The following is a 22,375-nucleotide window of genomic DNA, read 5'->3' on the forward strand; positions in this document are numbered from 1 at the left end:
GCTAAGTATAGCCAAGCTTTATTCCACAGCTTAGTCGGACGTTATTATCGCCCGTAAATGGCCCAATTAAAGTCATAACCCAACACGTGAAAAATCATTCTCATCCAACCATCGTTGGCGGTGGTTAAATCTGCGTAATCGGACACTTCGGTGTTTTTCGAATAAATTTGAACCTACAAGGGTACATTACCCATCTTATAGTTTAGCTTCGCCACTTAACCAACCTACGTAAAATGTAGGTTCGATAAGCCACAGGCGCATTCAACGTTCATCCAACGTTGCAAAGTCACCACAAAAACAAAAAAGGCGCTAACAAACCAATGCTAGCGCCTTTTTCATAATCAAGAGCCTGTCGACGCACAGAATTTTGTTCCAGACAAATTCTAAGTACCTGCTTTCCATGCAGGCAAGCGTCGAGCTACAATTTACTCTTCCGCATAACTCTCAGTAGTCGGACAGCTACAAACTAAGTTTCTATCACCGTATACGTCATCAATGCGGTTAACCGTTGGCCAGAATTTATTGGCGGCTGAGGCTGCGCTTGGAAATACGGCTAATTGGCGGTCGTATGCGCGGTTCCAGTTAGCGTCTACCAAATCAGCCATGGTATGTGGCGCGTTGTGCAGTGGGTTATCTTCCACTGTCCATTCACCATTTTCGACTTTAGCGATCTCAGCACGGATAGATAATAGCGCTTCGATAAAGCGGTCGATTTCGCATAGTGGTTCAGATTCAGTTGGCTCAACCATTAAGGTGCCCGCTACTGGGAATGACATAGTCGGAGCATGGAAACCGTAGTCCATTAAACGCTTGGCAACGTCCATCTCAGTAATGCCTGAGGCTTCTTTTAATGGGCGAATATCAATAATACATTCGTGTGCCACTTTGTTATTGCGGCCACGGTATAAAATCGGGAAGTCGTCAGCTAATTTTTGTGCCATATAGTTAGCACTTAAAATAGCCACTTGGGTGGCTTTACGTAAACCTTCGCTACCCATTAAGGCAATGTAGGTATAACTGATTGGCAAGATAGCCGCACTACCCCATGGTGCTGCTGAAACCGAACCATTGGTTTCACCTGTACCTTCAATGGTGATCACTGGGTGATTCGGTAAAAACGGTGCTAAGTGAGATTTAACGCCGATTGGCCCCATACCGGGTCCGCCACCACCGTGTGGAATACAGAAGGTTTTGTGTAAGTTAAGGTGCGATACGTCTGAGCCAATAAAGCCTGGTGAAGTCACCCCGACCTGAGCATTCATGTTGGCACCATCCATATACACTTGACCGCCATGCTGGTGGATCAAATCACACACTTCACGAATGGTTTCTTCGTAAACGCCGTGCGTTGATGGATAGGTGATCATGATACAAGACAAGCTATCGGCGACTTGCTCGGCTTTTTCGCGCAAGTCGTCCATATCAATATTACCGTCGCTGTCACACTTGGTTACGACTACCTTCATACCCGCCATTTGTGCCGAGGCTGGGTTAGTACCGTGTGCTGAGCTTGGAATTAAGCAAATGTTACGATGATGATCGCCACGACTTTGGTGATATTTTTGAATAGCTAACAAGCCAGCGTATTCACCTTGTGCACCCGAGTTAGGTTGCATGCTTAATGCATCGTAACCCGTAGCGTTAACTAGCCATTCTGACAATTCGCTGATCATCTCTTGATAACCTTGCGCTTGGTCAACCGGTGCGAATGGGTGCATATTGGCAAATTCAGGCCAAGTTACTGGGATCATTTCGGCTGTTGCATTGAGCTTCATGGTACATGAACCCAATGAAATCATTGAATGGTTTAGCGCTAAGTCTTTGGCTTCTAACGATTTTAAGTAACGCAACATTTCAGTTTCAGAATGATGCGTGTTAAAAACTTCATTCGTTAAGTAAGCTGATTGACGCGCTAATTCAGTCGGAATTGAGCTGTCGCCAGCACTGGTGACTTGCGCATCTAACTCAGTTACATCTAAGCCATGACCTTCGCTTAGCACGATATCAAATAAAACGGCAATATCAGCCGCAGTAGTGGTTTCATCTAGCGAGATAGCCACTTGGTTTGTTAAGTCGGTGCGTAAGTTAACTTGCTTAGCGAGTGCACGCTCAACAATGGCTTGTTTATTGTCAGCTAGGTTTAAGGTAATAGTATCGAACCAAGTGTCGTTAGCTAACTCAACACCTTTTGCTTGTAAGCCTTTGGCTAAAATATCTGCTAAACGGTTAGTGCGTTGGGCAATATTTTTTAAGCCTTCAGGGCCATGATAAATGGCGTAGAACACCGCCATATTAGCTAATAGCACTTGTGCGGTACAAATGTTCGAGTTGGCTTTTTCACGGCGAATATGTTGCTCGCGCGTTTGCAATGCCATACGCAAGGCTTCGTTGCCACGGCTATCGACTGAAACACCAATAATACGGCCTGGCAATGAACGTTTAAATTTATCTTTAGTGGCAAAAAAAGCGGCATGTGGGCCACCATAACCCATAGGTACACCAAAACGCTGGGCTGAACCTAATGCGACATCAGCACCTAACTCACCTGGTGATTTTAATAAGGTTAACGCCAATAAATCAGACGCGACACAAGCAATACCTTTTTTGCTTTGTACATCAGCAATTAAGTCGCTTATATCTGTCACCGCACCTGTGGTATTCGGGTATTGGAATAATGCGCCAAATACGTTGTGCTCAACCACAGTAGCCGCATCGGCAATAACAATGTCAAAACCGAACATTTCAGCACGGGTTTTAACTAGGTCAATCGTTTGCGGATGCACGTCGTTTGCAATAAAGAAGGTGTTACATTTTTTGTTTTTGCTAACGCGTTTAGCTAATGCCATGGCCTCGGCTGCCGCCGTGCCTTCGTCTAACAAAGACGCGTTGGCGATTTCCATGCCGGTCATATCGATTACCATTTGCTGGAAAGTCAGCAATGAGCGTAAACGACCTTGAGCGATTTCAGGTTGGTAAGGCGTATAAGCTGTATACCAGCCGGGGTTTTCTAATACATTGCGCAGAATAACGTTAGGCACATGGGTGTTGTAGTAGCCCATGCCTATGTGTGAAGTGAATAGCTTATTTTTATTCGCCATGGCTTTTAAATTCGCTAGCACTTGCACTTCTGTCTTTGCTTCACCTACGTCGATGGCTTTATCTAGCAAAATATTACCTGGCACGGTTTGCTCGATAAGCTCATCAAGTGAAGTTAAACCTAATGTGGCCAGCATATGTTGCTGCTCGGCTTCATCAGGGCCTATATGACGTTGGATAAATTCGTCGCGTTTTTCTAGTTGTTGCAAAGACAGTTGTTCGGTCATTCTTGGGGTTTTCCTGCAATCTTTAAACAAAAAACCTCGGTATCCATTCCAGACACCGAGGTTTATTTAAATAGGGTTGACGATTATTCGTCGTCTTCGTCGATAGAGCCTGCGTAACCTTCTGCATCCAATAAAGATTCTAGCTCTGACATATCTTCAATTTTTAATTTGAATAACCAACCGTCGCCAAATGCGTCTGAGTTGATTAATTCTGGTGAGTCTTCAAGTTCTTCGTTGATTTCGATAACTTCACCTGCCACTGGCGCGTATACGTCAGATGCGGCTTTAACTGATTCAACAACCGCAGCATCGTCGCCTGTTGCTAATGTGTCTCCTTCATCAGGAAGATCAACGTGTACTAAGTCGCCTAATAAATCTTGGGCGTGCTCAGTAATACCAATAGTCACAACACCTTCGCCGTCAAAACGCACCCATTCATGAGTACTGGTGTATTTGAGTTCCTGTGGAATATTGCTCATGTTAATTCCTTAGTGTTTATCTGTTTAGAGGCGACTTAACGACGCCGTACTAATAAATTGTTTAAATATTGTTCTTTTAAATGACCCGTTCTAGTTATAGCTAAAATTGGTCACTTTTTAAAATACATTTACTTTAAAAAAGCCATTGTTACTTTAATAAAGCCTTTGGCGAAATAAATTTCGACCTACATGGATGTAGGGAATACCGAAAACTGTCTGGAACCAGTGTCGGCGACCTATCATCTATATCAACTACAAGCAGGATTTACCGTTGCGGACGAAACTTGGTTTAACCACTTTAACGGCAACTTGCTTTTTACGCATTTCGACTTCAACCGTCTCAGCCGCATCTTTAGGAATACGCGCCAATGCGATACTAAAGCCTAAAGTCGGAGAAAAAGTACCTGAAGTAATAACGCCTTCACCTTTATCGGTAATGACTTTTAAACCTGAACGCAAAACGCCTTTTTGCTCCATCACTAAGCCAACTAACTGCATGGTATTTGACTCACGCGCGGCTTCTAATGCTTGGCGGCCAACAAAGTTACGCTCTGCTGGCTGCCAACTGATAGTCCAGCCCATATTAGCGGCTAATGGCGAAATGGTTTCGTCCATGTCTTGGCCGTAAAGATTCATGCCAGCTTCTAAGCGCAATGTATCGCGTGCACCTAAGCCACAAGGCACCACACCTTTATCTAATAAGGCTTGCCAAAAATCTTCGGCTTGTTCGTTATCTAATAAAATCTCGTAACCGGCTTCACCCGTATAGCCTGTAGTCGCAATAAATAGCTCGCCTGCTTGATGACCAAAGAATGGTTTCATGTCGGCGATAATGGCTTGTTGCTCATCACTTAATAGTTCTGCCACTTTAGCTTTAGCATTTGGGCCTTGTACGGCAATCATGGCTAAATCATCACGCTCAGTAAGTTGTACATCAAAACCTGACGCTTGCTTATTTAACCAAGCTAAATCTTTTTCTCGGGTTGCTGAGTTAACCACTAAACGGTAATCGTCTTCTGCAAAGTAATATACGATTAAATCGTCGATCACACCGCCATTTTCATTCAGCATACCACTGTATAGCGCCTTACCTTTTTGGGTAAGCTTGGCGACATCATTAGCAAGTAAGTGTTGTAAATAAGCTTTAGCTTGCGCACCTTTAGCATCCACTACTGTCATATGTGACACATCAAACATACCTGCATTTTGGCGAACGGCGTGATGTTCATCAAGCTGAGATCCATAGCGGATCGGCATATCCCAACCATGAAAATCAACCATTTTGGCACCAGCTTCAAGGTGTTTTGCGTATAAGACAGTTTTATTAGCCATAGGTTACCTAAATAAGATTAGAGCTGCTAAAAGACAGGGTGAAAATTGGCGCGGATTATAAAGGAAAATACGGGAGTAAAACAGCAACAAATCGCTATTAGCTAGACTTATTGCTTGCGTAGCAAATCAAGTTGCTAGCATCGAGGGAGCAAGCGACTCATCCCCTTTATGATCATGAGATAAGTCGCACAATATTCCAAGGATTTAAATTTTTGCTAACGCAGCAGCTACCGGCTTAAAATAACGCTCGAGATCAATACGGATCGGCATAAAGTAAATATGCGAACCGACTTTGGCACTATGTTCTATCACTTGTTGGGTAAAATCAATATTCCATTCATAGCTAGCATCAAAACTCGATGGAAATACAACATGATTCATACGTTCCCAGTACGCTTGTGACTTTTCAGTGACAACAGGGCTGATCCCCCAAAATGTTTTTTCTGGCGGTAAAAAGTCTGAATACACTTCTAGCAAACGCATATCGAAAAACGGTTGTGACAAGATGTAGTCACAGCCAACATCAAATTTTTGTTGTATGTACTCTTTTTCTTGTTTAACACTTGAGCGATAAGGATCAAAACCACAGTATATTTTAATGTCGGGAAAATCAGCGCGAATATCGGCAATCAAGTCCAATACCTTGGTGTCGTACACTCGGTGCGACATATCGGGTGGTGGATCGCCCGACACAATTAACACCTTGTCTAATTGGTAGGCATGAATGAGCTTTTGTAGACGTTTTTCTGGGCGATTAAAGTCAATCGCTCTAACATGTGGAATAAAATCGTATTGATTGCGATCAATAAAATTTGCCCCTTCCCAACTACGAATTGGCAAACGCAGTAAGTCTGGCACGTTAATGGTATTGACCTGAGGCAGGTGTTGCTGAACAAACTCTAGTTGTTCACGAGTGGCATCTTCTGTTCTGGGTACCACTTCAAATGAAACTTTCACTTTAGACGGCTCTTAAGGCTTATTCTTCATAGTGTGAGATTATAAAAGCCTATTTAAAATTAACTAGCAAAAAATATTCATGCTCAACTTGAATATATAACAAGCTTAAGCGGTTCCTTTATTGAGTATTGCCCCTTACGGTAACTTGCAAGGTGGGAACTTACTGATAAAATTAAAGAAATCTCCTCAGGGAATTGACCTAATCCATATGCCAGCCAATACATACAAACAAGGGATCGGCTTTGTTAAACGTTTATATATGCCACGTGTTTTTGGCTCTGGGTTGGGTGCTATATCAATGGCGGCCGTATTACAAAGCTTGGGACATGCTTGGTATTGGTGGCTGCTACTATTCATAAACGGTTTTGTTTGGCCCCATGTTGCTTTTACCTTATCTCGCTATGCCGTAAAACCCTATGATGCAGAAATTCGTAATTTAAAGTTAGATTCCTTATTTGCTGCCTTTTGGCTGCCCATCATGCACTTTAATTTATTGCCTAGTATTTTAATTGTTGCTTGGATGAGTTTTAACAATATTTCTGCCGGTGGCGGTAAGTTATTTGTTCGCGGTTTAACTATGATGCTGGCGGGCATTGTAGTGGGCTGTTTAATTTACGGGCTGCAATTCAATATAGAACCTTCGCTAACCCATATGTATGCCGCTGTGCCTGTTTTGCTCATTTATCCGTTATTTTTAGGCTACGTGACCTATAACCTATCGCGTCGGCTGCGCGTTCAAAGGCATAAATTAGACCGAGCCAGTCGACTCGATAGCCTAACCCAACTTTATAATCGCCATTATTGGGAAGAATTAGTCAGTAGTGAACACATAAAATGTGAACGACATAATTACAAAGCTAGCATTGTATTAATCGATATTGATGGCTTTAAGCAAGTTAACGATAAGTTTGGCCATATGGCCGGCGATAAAGCATTGCAAATGGTCGCCAGTTGCATTCAAGAAAACATAAGGCAATGTGATGAACTGGGGCGATATGCTGGTGAAGAGTTTGGCATTTTGCTAACCGACACATCAGGCTACCAAGCACTCACCTTAGCAAGCAAGCTACGTCATAAAATTAATAGTTTACTCATCCCTGCGATCGAGGGTAGTCACTTGCAGGTGACAATAGGTGTCGCTGAGTACTCAGCGACACAAATGGAATATAACGACTGGCTAACACAAGCCGACCAAGCATTAGCCGATGCTAAAAAACTTGGTCGAAATCAAATTGCATTAGCGGCGGGTTAGCTCGTTAGTTCAACAAGGTACGTTTGAATAAGTCGACCGCCATACCATACACGCGCAGAGCCAACTCAGGATCGTAACGATCACCCTCATCACGCATAAAAGCGTGTTGAGCGTTAAATTCATGCCAAGTAAAGTTAACACCAGCGTCAATTAATTTGTGGTGTATTTTAAAGCGACCTTCATTAGGTACGTGCGGATCTTGTTTACCCCACACCATCATTAATTCACCTTTAATATCAGGCGTACGCTCAAAACTATTGTTGCCTTGCTCTGCGGGCAACGTATCGGAATGAATATCTGTTGCATACAAACAGCAAGCCGCTGCAATTTTAGGGTTTAACGCAGCCCGATAGGCCAAATGCCCGCCAATACACACACCCATAGCCCCGACTCGACCGTTGCTATAGGTTAACTGCGTAGCATAATCAATCATAGCTTGTGTATCTGAATCATGTGATTCCAACGGTTTAGTCCATTTGTCTTGGTTGCCCTTATCCTTGCCTTCATCATCATAAGCGAGCACAGTACCAATTGGATTAAGCTCATGAAACACTTCTGGCACCAAAACAATAAAACCATGCCCTGCCATAATGGCGGCGGTTCGTGCAATCGGTGCGGTTTGCTGAAAGATTTCTGAATAAAAAATAATGGTAGGGTATTTACCCTCAGCAACTGGGCGATAAACATAGGTACGCATTTCACCAGTTGGCGTGGTTAAATCAACAGTTTCGGTTTGAATAATCATGTGTGGATTAAGTTATTTTTAATTTAGTTTATAAGTTTGCCTAGCAGTATAACCAGATTAACAAAAAAACGCAGGGCTGTAGCAAAACAGATGACTACTTCTGGCTTTGTGGCAATGCCAATAAATCTTTAATCGGTAAAGGACGCGACATAAAGTAACCCTGAATATATTCACATTTCTGTTGCTTAAGAAAATCCATATGCTCTTGCGTTTCAACCCCTTCGGCTATGGTTTCTAGCCCCAACTTGTGGGCCATAGCAATGATTGCCGATGAAATTTCCACATCGTTTTTATCATTCGGCACTCCCATAATAAACGACCTGTCGATTTTGACACAATCAATAGGAAAGCGTTTTAAGTAAGCCAAGGACGAATACCCTGTGCCAAAATCATCAATGGATAAACGACAACCTAAATCGCGCAATGCCTGCATAATTTTAATGGCTTTGCCTGTGTCTTCCATCACCAAAGATTCAGTTAACTCAAATTCTAATTGCTTAGCCGAAATAGCATATTTACCGAGTGCACTTTGAATATCGTCTAGCAAATCAGATGAGAAAAACTGCCGTGCCGATAAATTAATTGCAATGCCATTAATACCGATAGCCGCAAGCGTATCGCCATGCTCGCTAATCAAACAGCAGACTTTATCGATGACAGCTCGACCAATTTGATTAATTAAGTCAGTCTCTTCGGCAATTGTAATAAACTTAATCGGAGGAATAAAACCATCCTCTTCGTCAATCCAGCGCACCAAAGCCTCCCCCCAATTAAAACAACCTCGTTTTAAATCGTATTGTGGCTGTACATAAACTTCGAGCTGGTCAGCTGCAATGGCTTTTTTCAATTTGCGCTCAATACGCATTTTTTCTTTCAGCTCGTTATCCAGTTCTGAAGAAAAATAAGCGACTTGATTACGGCCATTTTCTTTGGCCTTGTACATAGCGATATCAGCATTTTTCACTAATTCCTCTGCGGTAGAGGCATCTTGTGGGTAAACGGCAACCCCAATTGACGCTGAAATATCGAATGTTTGGCTATAGATACCAATCGGCTCCTGCATGGCCTTAACTATGCGAGTGGCAACTTTGTCTATTTGACTGGGTTCATTGATATCTTGTAACAAGATCATAAATTCATCGCCGCCCATACGAGAGACCACATCTTCATTAAACACAGCTTGACGAATACATTGGGCTAACTTAACCAACAACTCGTCACCCGCGTCATGCCCCAAGGTATCATTAATTTTTTTAAAGTGATCTAAATCCAACATGAGTACAGCAATTGCGTGTTCATGTTTTCGCGCATTTTCCAAACTAAAATGTAAGTGATCACGGAAAAAACGCCGATTGGGTAAATCGGTTAGCGGATCATAAAAAGCCAGTTTTTCTAGTTCAAGCTGGGCATTTTTTAATTCAGTTGCATCAACTAGCGAGCCAATAATACCTGTCACTTTTTGTGTATTGGCATCCACTAACGGCGCAAAATACTCAATAAACGTCATTTCAGTTTGCGAAACAGGGCAAATGAATTGGTATTCCAACATTTGCGCTTGCTGGCGATGTTCTACTTTTTCTAAGCAATTGTGATAAAGCCGTTGCTGGCTTTGCGGTAGATTATTGACGAATGGTGCTACGGCCTCAAAGTTATCGTAACTGGTGATCTCTCGCCAACGCCGATTGGTAAACGTTTTAAATGACTCAGGGTTACCTTCTTTGGCAAACTCGCGAGCATAAATGCCAATCGGCGCATTTTCGGCCAATACTCTAAAACGGGACTCCGACGCTAACGCCGCTGCGTTTTCTTGGGCAAGACTATCAAGCATGCGATTAAATGCATTAACCAAAAGCCCAACTTCATCATCGCTTTCCTTTTTTGCTCGTAAATTTGAAAACGGATCATGAATGATAGCCATTGCCGTTTCTTGCAGATGATGTAACGGTGCTAAAATGACCGACAATAAGCGCCGCGCTAATAAAAACGCAAGGATCAGCGCAATAATAACGACAATACCATTGGTTAGTAACAAATAGCTTAATACATTGCCAATATAGTCCAAGTTAGATCGCGTATATAAATAACCAACAGATTGACCTTGATCGGTTACTGGCACCCGCACAATTAACTTTGCCGTATCAAATTCGTGTTCAATTAGCGCTAAATCCATTTTGTCAAAGCGCTCCTCACAACTAGCGACTAACCCCTGTTTTGTATAATGGCTAAAAAAATCACCATTGCCATCATACAAACAAAACATCTCTATTGAGTTATGAAAGCGGCCAACTGATAAATTCACCTCTGCGGCTTGATTATCAAAGAAAATCAGCGCCGCAATCGAGCGATTAGCAACAATCTGACTAATCACGGATATATCGTTAACTAAACGCTTTTTGGCCAGATTATTTTCAACAACGGTAACACTGATACTAATGATAGCCAGAGCCAACAAACAGGTCAGCACCACGACTTTAGCCACTCTAAATTCAAACCGCTTAAACTTACTGATCCCTGTCATAGTAGTCATCGATTAATGCGACTCGCTAATTCTAAAAGTGACGAGCTAAAAGAAATATTATTAGCCTGAACATAAGGCATGTTTATCTCAAAGCCAATTCGTTGATTACGTTTAACTAGATTTATCGCGGTTTGATTACCAAAACGACAACTATCACAAACCGTAAGCTGACTGCCAACCCCTGTTGGATATTGCCCTGACCACTCGTCACCAATAATCAGCACCGAACAGACATCGGTTTGTGGAAGTGATATAACATTTTTAGTATCAACAGCGTGGCCTTTAACTGTCACTCTGCTACTGGCTTGAACTAGCTTATCTTTTGATTGGACATCACCAAGAAAACAAATCGTGATGGGCTTTGAAGAGTCGATGGGCGGCTGCCATTCCGTAAAACGTAGAATACCTAGCACAACCGCAGCGCGTAAACTGGCTTCATCTGGGCTTTTTGCAGACGCAAGATTGCCTAGCAACATACTTACAACCGTTACCAACAGCAGCCAACAGCCCTTAACTTGGGATTTACTAGCTATCTGCATACTAAGCACTTGTCGGCTAAACCGGCTTAGTCTCCCTGCAACCTGAAATAGAATTCATTACGCCTTTTTATAATAGTTGTTGGTCATTTTTAGAACAGCATGTCGAATTTAAACAAAAATAGCAAGCATGCCGTCACTCACTTATTTATAGAGAGTATAGAAAAGCTTAAGCCAATAAAAAAGCAGATTAACGCCATAAATCAAAGTGATAGTTAATGACTAAAAATGTAAGTTCGTTTTATTAGCCCTAAAAGCAAAAACCCCGCATATAGCGGGGTTTCTGTCTTGAATCAGGTTAGCTTTACAAATTAGGCTTCAGGGATGATGTCTAATTTGATAGTCGCTGTCACTTCACCGTGAACTTGAATAGCAATGTCGAACTCGCCAACTTCACGAAGTACACCGTTAGGTAAACGTACTTCTGATTTAACAACTTCAACACCAGCTTCTGTCACAGCATCAGCAATGTCACGAGTACCGATAGAGCCGAATAGCTTACCTTCGTCACCTGCTTTAGTCGCAATAGTCACTGTGCCTAATGCACCTAACTTATCAGCACGAGCTTGAGCAGCAGCTAATGTTTCAGCTAATTTAGCTTCTAATTCAGCACGTTGTGCTTCAAAGTGAGCTACGTTAGCTTCAGTTGCTGGAACTGCTTTACCTTGTGGGAATAAGAAGTTACGTGCGTAACCTGCTTTAACGCTTACTTGATCGCCTAAACCACCTAAGTTTGCGATTTTGTCTAAAAGAATGATATTCATTTTGACTTTACCTTTCTAAACTATGGGGCTAATAATTAAGCGTGTAAATCAGTATAAGGTAACAATGACAAGTAGCGAGCACGTTTGATTGCGCGAGCTAATTGACGTTGATACTTAGCGTTTGTACCAGTGATACGGCTAGGTACAATTTTACCACTTTCGGTAACATAATTTTTTAAAGTAGCGATATCTTTATAATCGATTTCGCTAACGCCTTCTGCCGTGAAACGACAAAATTTACGACGTCTGAAAAAACGAGCCATTTGGCTTCTCCTAATCAAATCGGTTTATTTGCCTGGCATGTAAAACGAGTTGAGCTAACCCATTTTTACTTTCTACTCGAGTGATAAATCCGTGGACTTGCACCCGATGACCAGACTGTAAATTATTTGTTTGCGAGATAAATTCTTCACCACTTGCTACCACTTTAATTCGACACCAAACGCGTCTGGGTAACCCGGCTTCTATTTGCTCAGATTCGTGTTCTAACACAAACTGGCAATGAACGATTCCGGCAGGGCTAGTCGTTATTGCAGGCTGTTTACAAACAAAACCAGAAATAACAAGCGAATTATCATTCACACTTACTCAGCAGCTTCTTGTGCTGGTGCTTCTTTAGCCGGTGCAGCATCTTCTCTGCGAGGACGAGCAGTTTCTTCTTTTTTAACTAAAGGAGAAGCTTCAGTCACAGCTGCTTTAGTACGTACAACTAAGTTACGTAATACCGCATCGTTAAAGCGGAAAGCTGTTTCTAATTCGTCGATCGCTGCAGAAGGCGCTTCAACGTTTAATAAAACGTAGTGTGCTTTATGCAATTTTTCGATTGGGTAAGCTAACTGGCGACGGCCCCAGTCTTCTAAACGGTGGATTTGACCACCAGCACTTTTGATTACGTCAGTATAACGCTCAATCATGCCTGGAACTTGTTCACTCTGATCAGGGTGAACCATAAATACGATTTCGTAATGACGCATTATTGCTCCTTACGGTTATTAAGCCCCGAGAACAGCTCAGCTGGACTGCCTATGGAGGCAAGGAACGGATTTGGATAGCTGATAAGGGCGCGGAGTTTACAGCATGATTAAGATTTGTGCAATGGAATTTAACACTGGCTAGAGGTTTATTTGAATACCGATAAATACACTTTCTTCACGCTCAGAGGACGGCGTTTGATTTAGGTTTTCATGTAAAGTTTCATCTACTGTTGCTTCGACATAGCCCCCGACTTTATCGCTCCAACTATATAGCGCACCAATTGACACTGCCTGACCATCGACATGACTATCTGTTTGCGATTGACGATACGACTCTTCTTCTTTAGTCACTTGAAATGCGCTATACAAGGTTAACTTGTCACCAAAGCCATAACCTAGTCTGACGGCCAATGCTTTAGTGTCTTGATTTGAAGCGCCTTGTGAGTCTAGCTCGTAAATATCAAACTGCTTCAAGGCAACCCCAGCATAAACAGCAGAGCCTAACACCCGATTAAAATCTGCGCCAAAAGCCATACTGTTTCGTTCAAATAAGGTATCTTTGCCGGCAACAGCAGTTTGAATTTGTAATTGCGAAAATGACGCCCTTAACGCAGCTTTATGATCTAAGTGGTATTTTAATGAGACTGATTTATCAAATGGTTGACTGTCAGCGGCAAATGTCGACGTTGTTTGCAACGCAATATCTAGCGATTGCTGCTTACTACGCTGCCAGCGGCGAGTTAACTTAGGTTCTCGTATTACTGTCGATGCATATTCTGTACGAAAGTTATCAATAGTAGAAGGTTGAGGTGATGAGGCTAAATTAGCGGTTTGAACGGAATCAATACTGACAAATGCAGCATCTAAACCAGCGACAGGTAAAGCATGTAATATATTCGCGTATACCGGCATCATCACTGTCGCCGTTATCACCAGCAAAATGTGTTTCGCAAAACGATACATTACATCTACCCAATATTAGTTTTGTTATAATGTTTTTTAACGCACTGTTATGTATTTATAGTCCACAAAAACCAACATCTCTAGTATTAAGCTGAATAATTCCTGCAGATTGACCAAGCTTTTACAATAATGCCAAACCATCTATCGAAATATCGTTATTTTACAGGGGACAATATTTTGTAGTATGGTAAATCAACTAAAGGAATAGGAAGCCCTCAGATGCGCAATGGATTTACGCTAATCGAATTTCTAATGACTGCCGCCATTTTAATTATTTTAATGACTCTGGCTGTACCCACCATGACAGAAGCACGTATGCACTATAACGTGTTTGATGTGATCAGTAGCTTAAAACAAGACCTAAGCTATGCTCGCCATATTGGTCTAGCCCAAGGCCAGCGCGTGACTTTATGTCCGCTCGACAACTCACAAAAGTGCAGTAAAAATTGGCAAACCGGCTACCGTATTTTCATTGACAGTGGCAAATTAGGTGAGTTTGAAGCGACAACCGATACATTATTAAAGGCTGGGAAATTACCCCTAAACCAAGGTGCCTTGAGTTATACAGGCGGAAAGTATTTAACATTTGACGCGACCGGCATGCTAGACAGTGCTTCGGGCACCTTTCAATACTGTCACAATCAAGACAAAACAGGACTTTATAGCAAAGCGGTGATCATTAACTTAAATGGACGGATCCGTGAAAGTTCAGATATCGACAACGACGGCTACCACGAAAAATCCATCTCGAACATGAATTCAGATTTACGCTGTGAGACCTAATTTGCGTTGGTGTTTTTATTTACGCTTTCGTTTACGTAAATCATTAATTGGTATACCAGCACGTTTGCGTAGTGACATTACCCTTATGATCACGCGAAGACTTTCTTCCCGATGCTGACAAACGCATGTCAGCACATTGGCTATCATGCTGTAATTGTGCGCCTTGCGCTTTTATAACCAACGTGACATCTAAACTAGTTTGTTGCGACTGTGCGCGCATTTTATAATGACCGCTATCAAATAGGTACAGAAAACCATGTTCATCGCTCGGTAAGCCAAATGCCGGTGACAATAACAAAGCATATTCCCCATGTTCCGTATAGTAGCCCTCTTGCATATTCATCACTCTAACGAGCTCTTTTAACGCCTCTGTACGATTTGCTTGAGCTATATAGTGAATATAACTCGGTACAGCTAACGATACGATAATCCCTAATATCGCGACACAGATCATGAGCTCGACTAAATTAAACCCTCTGATACTGAATTGATTAATCATCGCTAACCCTTTCATATTCTAATAAAGCTTCCAATACACGGTTATTTTCTGACTCGACAATCAGTTGGTACGGATAACACTTAACTTGTAAATCGTGGCCATACTTTTGCCTTGCGCAATCTGTCAAAACTTTTTGCTCAGGGTTAGCCACAACAATGGTTTTTGATATAGGTAATTCATGTTTACCAATAGCTTGATTACTAACTAGCTGTCCTTTGTATTGACCTTGCTTGATTCGATTCAGAAATTCATCGACACTCCCCAAACTAGATTGTTCATGCTGAGCTTTGTTAAAGTAAGCGTGACTGATTTTTAGTTGCAAAACAGACGACTGCATTAAAGTCACCGCCAACGACGCCAGCACAAATGAAAAAATCATTGCCATCACTAACGCAGCTCCTTTGATACAAGATATAGATATCATCCTTAATTTAATCCTGATTGTAATTTATCCTCTTAACCGTTCTGCTCATGACGAGCCAAGCATATGATTTTGCCTCTAAACTATTTTTGCCAAACTTGACGACTTTATTTCCTAAGTCAAATTTCAGCGAAGCATTACGGCTAGAACGTAGACGAGGCAACAACGTTCGAGATAACACAAAGATTTTAACGGCAACTAATTGCTCATGAGCATTTTGCCAATCGGTTAATGTTAAGTTGGACGCTGAATCAAACGAATCGACATTGCCATCTTGATTTCTATCCATACCAAACAAAAAGCCCATATTGGCAATCCCTTCGACGAGCGGCTGACTTCTCAGCCGACCTTCACTTCGAGCCGCTGATTTGTTTTTAAACAAATACTTTCTTTTTAAAACTGGCAAGGTTAGTTTTCGTGAGTTTTTCGAATCTTTTTGGATAGTTTCATGTTCAATAAAATAAACGTGATGCTGATATTCACCAATTAAACTATTTTGATTCGTTCCATCATTAAAGCTGGGGATACTGTCGTTCCCAGCAAATAGAATTGCCTCGTTTTCGCGACTAAGCAAATAATAATGACTGTGAGATAAACTTGGCTTCATCCAAGGGCGAAACTGTTGCGCCAAGGTTCGTTTAATTTGAATAAAATCCGTACCATGCTTAGCTTTACCAATACAATCGTTTAACACTTTGTCTTTGTTGCGTTTGGTTCCGCTCCATATAAACATAAATGGCAAAGGTGAGTTATTTTGGGAGAATGTTGCATTATTACTACTATCAATATGAGAAAAGTAACAGTCATTACTTTTAGCACGCATCGCTACAGGGTTAAATGTGCCATCCAATTTGAAATGGCCTGTCAATGAAGAGTTAAAATTATTCCCTGTGTATTTCCCCCAATACCCCGCCATTTGTATATCTCTAGCCAGTAAATCTAATGCTAATCGAGCATTTTCTTGCAGTTCACTACGCTCACTTGCATCATGAATTGTTTCATCATTAGCAATTAACACATTAATCACGCTGGTAAATACAATAGTTGAAACCAAAACTCCAATTAATAACTCAACCAAACTAAATGCGTAATATTGTTTCATCAGTGACCTCGGATCACGCGAGTCAGTTTTACATATTTACGATTTTGCAGTTGAGAGTGTTTTAACAACGAACATGTAGCAGGAATATCATCTAACGAACTATTAATACTTGAACGACTCAACCAGGAGACAATTATCGTCACTAAATAATGTTCGGGGTGAACATCAATACAAGCGATTGGTTTAACTAAACCATTCACTCGCCCTTTCTCCCCTTTTCCCAATAATTGATTATTAAATAAAGCTAATTGATAGTTTACAAAATGGCGGTTTGAACAAGGTGTGTTAATGCAGGAATGATTGATAGGTATAATTGCACCACCAAGGCCATGAGCTTGATAAGCGGCTGTATCTGATTGACTCGATGCTATTTGGTCTAATACGCTAGAGGCATATTTAAGTGCAACGATCCGCTGAGTGGTATCAAGTGAAAAACGCTGAGTATTAGCATTGACAGCAAGAGAGGCCAATAAACTAACTGTCAGTAAAAATTGAGCAACAATAAGCTCAACGAGTGAAAATCCCTTCATCGTTTACAAATCCTTTTGCTATATACTGCTTAAAACTAGCAAAGCCCCAGACAAAAATCCACTCAATAAAAAAGAAACATCAAAGAAAAGTTGATAAATATGTCACTTTTTTGAAAGCGTTACTTTCTATGCTCGCTTAATAGCGCCATACTTAACACCATATACTGAGTAAGATGTTTAAGAAAATGTGCTATCGACAAAAAGGCTTTGGCTTAATTGAATTAATGGTCACAATCGCCATAGTTGGGATCATTATGTCATTAGCGCTGCCGTCATTATCAGCAACCTATGTCCAAAGCCGTATTAATTCCAATATATTTAATTTAAGCAAAGATCTAGTTTATGCACGAAGCATGGCTGTTAGTAATCAATTGCCCGTGGTTATCTGCAATTTAGGAACAACGACTTGTAATGAAGATGGTTGGGCCAACGGCTACACAATATTTTTAGACATCAATGGTAACGGTCAATTTGATTCAGCCAATGACACTAAATTACGAGTCAATGCCGACTTTGATTATGGAACGTTGAGTATTAGTAATGGCGCAGATGAATTGATTTATAGCGCTAACGGTCGAGCAAGTGCAACCGTCACGTTCACTTTCTGTCCCTTTGTTGAAACCAACTTCGCACGAGGTGTAGTAATAAATGCAATGGGGAGGTCTAAACTGACCCAAGACTATGATGGTGATGGCCTAGACGAAACTAGCCCATCGGATAATAACTCACATTTAACTTGCTCTTAAAACCTTTATTAAAGCTGCTAATAGGGCGTTTTACTCTCAAGATCACGAGCAATAACCGATTGAAACTCACTGGTCAAGGGCACACATTCAAAAACTTTACTAACTTTTAATTTCGTTTTGCCGTCTGCCGCATATATATAACCAGCAGCTAACTCAGCGATCAACGCCTTAACAATTTTCGGATCAACATCTCGCTGCACGATAGTCTCTCGTTTACGATTATTGACTCGATACTCAAGGTGACATTTGTGCGTGACGTTGTAGTTGAACGTTTCTGCCTGACTAGCCCAAGACAAGGGCGATGAAATTAGCACAGCCCCCAACCAAATACATAAACGTTGCATATTATTTACCCCAACAAGCACTAGTAGAATCATTACCATCTGAATCCGTAGCTGATTTTTCTAGTAAGTAATTCAACGATATTGTTTTACACTCAGGATCATTAGCTAATTGCGACGTTGTCGCCGTTGCCGTAATAATGTAATCAGAGGCAATACTCGATACCGCACTGGTATCAATAGTGTATCTATCATTTTCTGAGTAATAAGGATCGGCGCTGTAACCTAGCTCCTTCATATCTGTGGTGTAAGTTCGATTTTCAATCAAGTATTGCTCTTGTAAGTTCGCAACAGTTACCAACTCACGCATGGCTTCGGTGCGATAGCCTTGAGCTAAATACTCAGTATAAGCAGGCACTGCTACGGCCGCTAATATCCCCACAATAGCCACTGACACCATTAATTCGATTAATGAAAAACCTTGCTTCATTAATTACCATCCTCTTTAATTGCAATATAAGTTCGTTTGACTTCTAATGCATTGTAGTCTTTCGTCGGATCACAGGTTTCACCACTCAAGCAAGGGTTCGCCTTAACCTCTTTTAAATCAATTGTACCTGTTGAATCTTCACCACTACCCACACCTATCAGCGTTAAGTTAGCATCACCACTGGCGTCTTCACCGCTAAATAACACTGGGGTATCTGGCACTCGCTCACCTAAATCGATACTTTTCCAAGAGTAAGCTTGCGTACCATAATGATAATCTATCGCGTACAAATAGCCTTTACCTGCATTTAACTCACAACTATTACTAGATGAATTTGTGGCAGGAACAAAAGACGTAAAGTAGGCGATCCCGCCCAATGCCCGCGATGGTGACATGACTTTTTCACCCGAACTTGAAAAATCGAACTTCCAACCCAGTGACGACCCAAGTGAGATCTGTTTAGCTTCAAATTGACTAGCCGTTTGCCCAGTAAATGGATCACTACTGAAATCATACAAGTCATCTAGGTCAATGGGCTCATAATCATCAGGTTCGACAAAGGTTCGGGTAACAATATCGCGATCTTGGATCATAAACATCATGTCATTGACACTCGTATCATTTGGATTAGCCCGATCGCCCGAACCAATCAATATACCATCATAAGGCACATCTTTTTTACTAGTCACTGTTTCAGTTTTGGTGCCATAATCCAACTCAAGTTGCTTCACTTCGGTAAATATAGTTCTAACAATAACAGGTTCAGCAAAAAACTTACGAGCCGATGTTCCCGTTCCCCCCAATGAAGCCAGCTTTTGTACTGTCCATGGCGTTGTAGTAGAAAAAGGATCACTGCCAACTAAGTCAAGTCGCCACACATAACCGCCAACATCAGAAACATAAACACGATCAATTAGGCCATTAGCATCACTGTCTAATACGGCTAGGCGCCCAGGTATTGCGTGTTCAAAACCACCTTTGGTATTTTTATTACCGGACGAAGTCGCACTTGAAGTCGCTTTCCAAACTAACGCTCCGGTTTTAACATCGACAATAAAAACCCCTCTACCTGGATTAGTCGTGCTCGCTCCCGTGTCGCTATCACCGTTATAACCGGCTGCAAAAAATAGTACAGGATCACCATTGGTATGTGATTTGTGATTAATGTAACCCACAACTGGCTTACTCCAAGATTGCCCTAGTTCAGTAAAATCACCGCTCCCCCCTGTGATATGCCATAGTAGAGTTGGACTATCTGGATTACTAATATCTAATGCGTAATAATCACGCCCACCGCGACGTAAACCAACAATGACAATCGCAGATTCATTATTACTCGATTCTATAATGCCATCATTGTCTTTATCATTAGTGTAGACCACAGGCGAGCCGTCTATTCCGTACTCTTTGCCTGTCGTATCAAAACGTAGGTCATCAATGATAGGAAAAAATGCTTTAGGGTAAAACGCCCAACTTTCACTGACACTGGTCGCGTTCGGGCTATCTTTGAACATATGTAATGCACCGGCATTAGTCCCAACTAGAATACGTAAATCTTGCGTCGCCTCGGTGCTACCGCCATAGTTAATCACTAACGGTTTTGAATGTAATGGGTCACCAAATATGTCCTCACGGGTTTCATCTGTAACTGTGTCATTATCATAATCGTCTATATCATAACCCATTGCCCACTTAATATGAGCTTCCTCAGTTCCAGCCGTTACACCTAAATAATCAGTTAAATCAGCGCCATAGAAGGAAGATACGTTACTATAGTTAAAGGTTTTTAATGCGCCAGACGTGCCTATATCACTATAAAGAGTGCGATTACTAACGCTGGTTTCAGCTAACATTTCAGCAACGCCGCCTTTGTCAACTTCATTGCCATCGGCACACGTCGTGCCCGAATTACAGTCGCTAGTACCTCCCCAAAACGTCACAACATCATCGTCAATATTGCCTGAGGTATTAATGGCTTTTTCACCGTTGGCATCAACGATTTCACTATTGATAACTTTTAATTTTTTAATATTTCCGCGCCATTTAGGCCCTTCTTCCGGCAAAAACATTGAGAAATAAATCGAGTCTAGGCTGCGGGTACGGTCAAAGTTATTCGCTGCGATAGCGGGTGAGGTAAAAGATGCGCTCGTTTGTAAAATTTGAATAATGGTATTTTGTAACGCCAGTGCTAACGCGGTGGCATCCGTGGCGGCATAATATTCACCGCCACCTAACTCAGCCGCTTTACTCAATACTGGTGCTGCTGCAAGCGCATCCTCGCCAAAACCTATGGTATAAGTTACAGCGGTTTGATCACCGGCCACACTGGTATTAATGTCATTTTTAAACATCCAACCAGCAAGAGCAGGTAAATAATTGCCATCCACAACACCATTATTAGTTAATTCCGAATCACCTGAAATCATACTGGCAATCGTCGTATTAACCCCATTATCACGAGTTGGTTCACCGTCGGTAATGAGTACTATGTAAACTTGGTCTCGGCAGCCTTCAGATATAGGTGATTTATAAGTGCCTGCAGGGCTTTCGGCATCACTATCCCTTTCAGGATCTTTATCTGGATCATCATCACCGTAATAAACGCTCAATCCCGCAAAATAACGATAAACCTCATAAGTGGTTTCACACAATGGCGTCCAAGTATCAGCACTAACATCATCAACATTAGTTAATAAGCCATCAATATCAATCACGCCTGTCACATCATCGGGCTCGATAGCATTCACGATACGACCTCCATCTTGCAGATTAAAGAAGGATAAACCGTATTCAATGGAATCTGACGATGCGTTTACTAAATTAGTAATCGACTCTTTAGCAACTTCAAGACGGGATTTAGTCTCGGTTCCGACTTCATCAGTTGAAGCGTGATACCATTCCAAATAGTTAACATCATAGAGCGTTGTCACTTCAACGTCGCTAAAATCAGCTGCTTCAAAATCACTGTCACTAGCACCGCTATCACTCAAGTGGTAAGTACTGTTGTTTCCTTTGTTCCCCAAATAATTGACCGGATAGCCATCAGGCAAATCAACATAGCTATTACCATCTTTCTCCTGCGCTGGGTTGGCTTGGTTACTTTGCTCTACATCACCATAACAATCTACGAAAGAGCTTTTATCTGCACCGCTATCTTCTTTAATTTGTTGCCAAGTTTTACCTTTATATTCAACTATGCGATCGACATAAAACCCTTGCCCACCTTCGACTAAGGTATATTCACTTAAATCAGCGTCGGCTGCCCAAAGTTCATCACCATAATAATTAGCTCCATTTTTTCTCCATAAACCATACAAAGGAATGCGTGATTCATCACAGGCATTGATTAAGCGATTAAAACGCCTCAATTTTGATTTATCATCATCAGGCTTAGGAATAGCGGTAGCGTCGATTAAAGTACCCGTTACAAAATAGGTTAAGCGCTCTGAATAATAACCTGAAATATCTCCATCATACTTTGTTGAAGGATCATAAGAGGCCTTCACCGTCGCATTCCATGCCATTGAGCCACTGTTATCAAAGATAATCATAATTTGTGGTGATGCGCTGCCGCTAGAGCCGGTTGAGCTACCGACGTATAAATCAATATCTTCGGCAATGGCAACAAAAGGCAGAAGAAAAGAAATAATTAAACTGACTAGGCGACTATTCATTGGGTT

Annotated in this window: 22 protein-coding genes; 3 read left to right on the plus strand and 19 right to left on the minus strand. The window is 41.6% G+C overall.

What is annotated here, in order from left to right; all coding sequences use genetic code 11:
* Positions 1 to 425: 425 nt before the first annotated feature.
* From gcvP to C2869_RS19875, 4 genes are all read right to left on the minus strand, one after another.
* Complete coding sequence (gene gcvP, locus C2869_RS19860; RefSeq protein WP_108604571.1) at positions 426 to 3,323, minus strand: aminomethyl-transferring glycine dehydrogenase; 2,898 nt, start codon at positions 3,321 to 3,323, stop codon at positions 426 to 428.
* 83 nt (positions 3,324 to 3,406) lie between these two features.
* Positions 3,407 to 3,802, minus strand: coding sequence for a glycine cleavage system protein GcvH (gcvH, locus tag C2869_RS19865; protein WP_108604572.1), 396 nt, complete (start codon positions 3,800 to 3,802; stop codon positions 3,407 to 3,409).
* 252 nt (positions 3,803 to 4,054) lie between these two features.
* The gene (gcvT, locus tag C2869_RS19870; protein ID WP_108604573.1) at positions 4,055 to 5,134 is read right to left on the minus strand and encodes a glycine cleavage system aminomethyltransferase GcvT; all 1,080 of its coding nucleotides are present in this window, start codon (positions 5,132 to 5,134) and stop codon (positions 4,055 to 4,057) included.
* Positions 5,135 to 5,338: 204 nt separating this feature from the next.
* On the minus strand, positions 5,339 to 6,091 hold the full coding sequence (locus tag C2869_RS19875; protein ID WP_108604574.1) for a methylenetetrahydrofolate reductase: 753 nt from the start codon (positions 6,089 to 6,091) through the stop codon (positions 5,339 to 5,341).
* Positions 6,092 to 6,212: 121 nt separating this feature from the next.
* Between C2869_RS19875 and C2869_RS19880 the strand changes: the two genes are divergently transcribed.
* On the plus strand, positions 6,213 to 7,343 hold the full coding sequence (locus tag C2869_RS19880; protein WP_159084249.1) for a diguanylate cyclase: 1,131 nt from the start codon (positions 6,213 to 6,215) through the stop codon (positions 7,341 to 7,343).
* Between the two features lie 4 nt (positions 7,344 to 7,347).
* Here the strand turns inward: C2869_RS19880 and C2869_RS19885 are convergent, their stop codons facing one another.
* The 8 genes from C2869_RS19885 to C2869_RS19920 all read right to left on the minus strand — a co-directional run bounded on the left by C2869_RS19885 (position 7,348) and on the right by C2869_RS19920 (position 13,843).
* Positions 7,348 to 8,088, minus strand: a complete 741-nt coding sequence (locus C2869_RS19885; protein WP_108604576.1) for a dienelactone hydrolase family protein — start codon at positions 8,086 to 8,088, stop codon at positions 7,348 to 7,350.
* A 94-nt stretch (positions 8,089 to 8,182) separates the two neighbouring features.
* On the minus strand, positions 8,183 to 10,615 hold the full coding sequence (locus C2869_RS19890) for an EAL domain-containing protein (protein ID WP_108604577.1): 2,433 nt from the start codon (positions 10,613 to 10,615) through the stop codon (positions 8,183 to 8,185).
* Positions 10,612 to 11,082, minus strand: coding sequence for a YfiR family protein (locus tag C2869_RS19895; protein WP_159084250.1), 471 nt, complete (start codon positions 11,080 to 11,082; stop codon positions 10,612 to 10,614). The genes C2869_RS19890 and C2869_RS19895 overlap by 4 nt, the downstream gene beginning before the upstream one ends.
* Positions 11,083 to 11,453: 371 nt before the next feature.
* The gene (gene rplI / locus C2869_RS19900) at positions 11,454 to 11,906 is read right to left on the minus strand and encodes a 50S ribosomal protein L9 (protein ID WP_108604579.1); all 453 of its coding nucleotides are present in this window, start codon (positions 11,904 to 11,906) and stop codon (positions 11,454 to 11,456) included.
* Between the two features lie 35 nt (positions 11,907 to 11,941).
* Positions 11,942 to 12,169 carry a 30S ribosomal protein S18 gene (rpsR, locus tag C2869_RS19905; RefSeq protein ID WP_108604580.1) on the minus strand — a complete coding sequence of 76 codons (228 nt, stop codon included), beginning with the start codon at positions 12,167 to 12,169 and terminating at the stop codon, positions 11,942 to 11,944.
* A gap of 10 nt (positions 12,170 to 12,179) precedes the next feature.
* Positions 12,180 to 12,488 (minus strand): primosomal replication protein N, encoded by a 309-nt coding sequence (priB, locus tag C2869_RS19910; RefSeq protein ID WP_108604581.1) that lies wholly within the window; start codon positions 12,486 to 12,488, stop codon positions 12,180 to 12,182.
* A gap of 2 nt (positions 12,489 to 12,490) precedes the next feature.
* A complete protein-coding gene (gene rpsF / locus C2869_RS19915) occupies positions 12,491 to 12,880 on the minus strand; it encodes a 30S ribosomal protein S6 (protein ID WP_108604582.1) in 390 nt (129 codons plus the stop codon).
* Positions 12,881 to 13,018: 138 nt separating this feature from the next.
* The gene (locus tag C2869_RS19920) at positions 13,019 to 13,843 is read right to left on the minus strand and encodes a hypothetical protein (RefSeq protein ID WP_108604583.1); all 825 of its coding nucleotides are present in this window, start codon (positions 13,841 to 13,843) and stop codon (positions 13,019 to 13,021) included.
* A 252-nt stretch (positions 13,844 to 14,095) separates the two neighbouring features.
* Here C2869_RS19920 and C2869_RS19925 point away from each other — a divergent pair, with 252 nt between their 5' ends.
* Positions 14,096 to 14,626 carry a GspH/FimT family pseudopilin gene (locus C2869_RS19925; RefSeq protein WP_159084251.1) on the plus strand — a complete coding sequence of 177 codons (531 nt, stop codon included), beginning with the start codon at positions 14,096 to 14,098 and terminating at the stop codon, positions 14,624 to 14,626.
* Between the two features lie 43 nt (positions 14,627 to 14,669).
* Here C2869_RS19925 and C2869_RS19930 read toward each other — a convergent pair whose 3' ends face one another.
* From C2869_RS19930 to C2869_RS19945, 4 genes are read right to left on the minus strand one after another with little or no spacing between them, the layout of a single operon-like run.
* Positions 14,670 to 15,125, minus strand: coding sequence for a type IV pilin protein (locus tag C2869_RS19930; RefSeq protein ID WP_159084252.1), 456 nt, complete (start codon positions 15,123 to 15,125; stop codon positions 14,670 to 14,672).
* Entirely contained in the window at positions 15,118 to 15,549 is a 432-nt protein-coding gene (locus C2869_RS19935; RefSeq protein WP_108604585.1) for a pilus assembly PilX family protein, read from the minus strand. Before C2869_RS19935 ends, C2869_RS19930 begins: the two co-directional genes overlap by 8 nt.
* Before the next feature lie 7 nt (positions 15,550 to 15,556).
* Positions 15,557 to 16,648: a PilW family protein gene (locus C2869_RS19940; protein ID WP_108604586.1), complete on the minus strand. Its 1,092-nt coding sequence runs from the start codon at positions 16,646 to 16,648 to the stop codon at positions 15,557 to 15,559.
* Positions 16,648 to 17,178 carry a type IV pilus modification PilV family protein gene (locus C2869_RS19945; RefSeq protein ID WP_108604587.1) on the minus strand — a complete coding sequence of 177 codons (531 nt, stop codon included), beginning with the start codon at positions 17,176 to 17,178 and terminating at the stop codon, positions 16,648 to 16,650. Before C2869_RS19945 ends, C2869_RS19940 begins: the two co-directional genes overlap by 1 nt.
* Before the next feature lie 185 nt (positions 17,179 to 17,363).
* On the opposite strand from C2869_RS19945, the gene C2869_RS19950 reads away from it, so the two are divergent.
* Entirely contained in the window at positions 17,364 to 17,924 is a 561-nt protein-coding gene (locus C2869_RS19950) for a GspH/FimT family pseudopilin (protein WP_159084254.1), read from the plus strand.
* 17 nt (positions 17,925 to 17,941) lie between these two features.
* Here C2869_RS19950 and C2869_RS19955 read toward each other — a convergent pair whose 3' ends face one another.
* From C2869_RS19955 to C2869_RS19965, 3 genes are read right to left on the minus strand one after another with little or no spacing between them, the layout of a single operon-like run.
* The gene (locus C2869_RS19955; RefSeq protein ID WP_108604588.1) at positions 17,942 to 18,268 is read right to left on the minus strand and encodes a TapY2 family type IVa secretion system protein; all 327 of its coding nucleotides are present in this window, start codon (positions 18,266 to 18,268) and stop codon (positions 17,942 to 17,944) included.
* Between the two features lies 1 nt (position 18,269).
* Positions 18,270 to 18,695 carry a type IV pilin protein gene (locus C2869_RS19960; RefSeq protein ID WP_108604589.1) on the minus strand — a complete coding sequence of 142 codons (426 nt, stop codon included), beginning with the start codon at positions 18,693 to 18,695 and terminating at the stop codon, positions 18,270 to 18,272.
* Positions 18,695 to 22,369 carry a pilus assembly protein gene (locus C2869_RS19965; RefSeq protein ID WP_108604590.1) on the minus strand — a complete coding sequence of 1,225 codons (3,675 nt, stop codon included), beginning with the start codon at positions 22,367 to 22,369 and terminating at the stop codon, positions 18,695 to 18,697. The genes C2869_RS19960 and C2869_RS19965 overlap by 1 nt, the downstream gene beginning before the upstream one ends.
* Positions 22,370 to 22,375: the final 6 nt, after the last annotated feature.

The sequence above is a fragment of the Saccharobesus litoralis genome, assembly GCF_003063625.1.
Classification (GTDB): Bacteria; Pseudomonadota; Gammaproteobacteria; order Enterobacterales; family Alteromonadaceae; genus Saccharobesus; species Saccharobesus litoralis.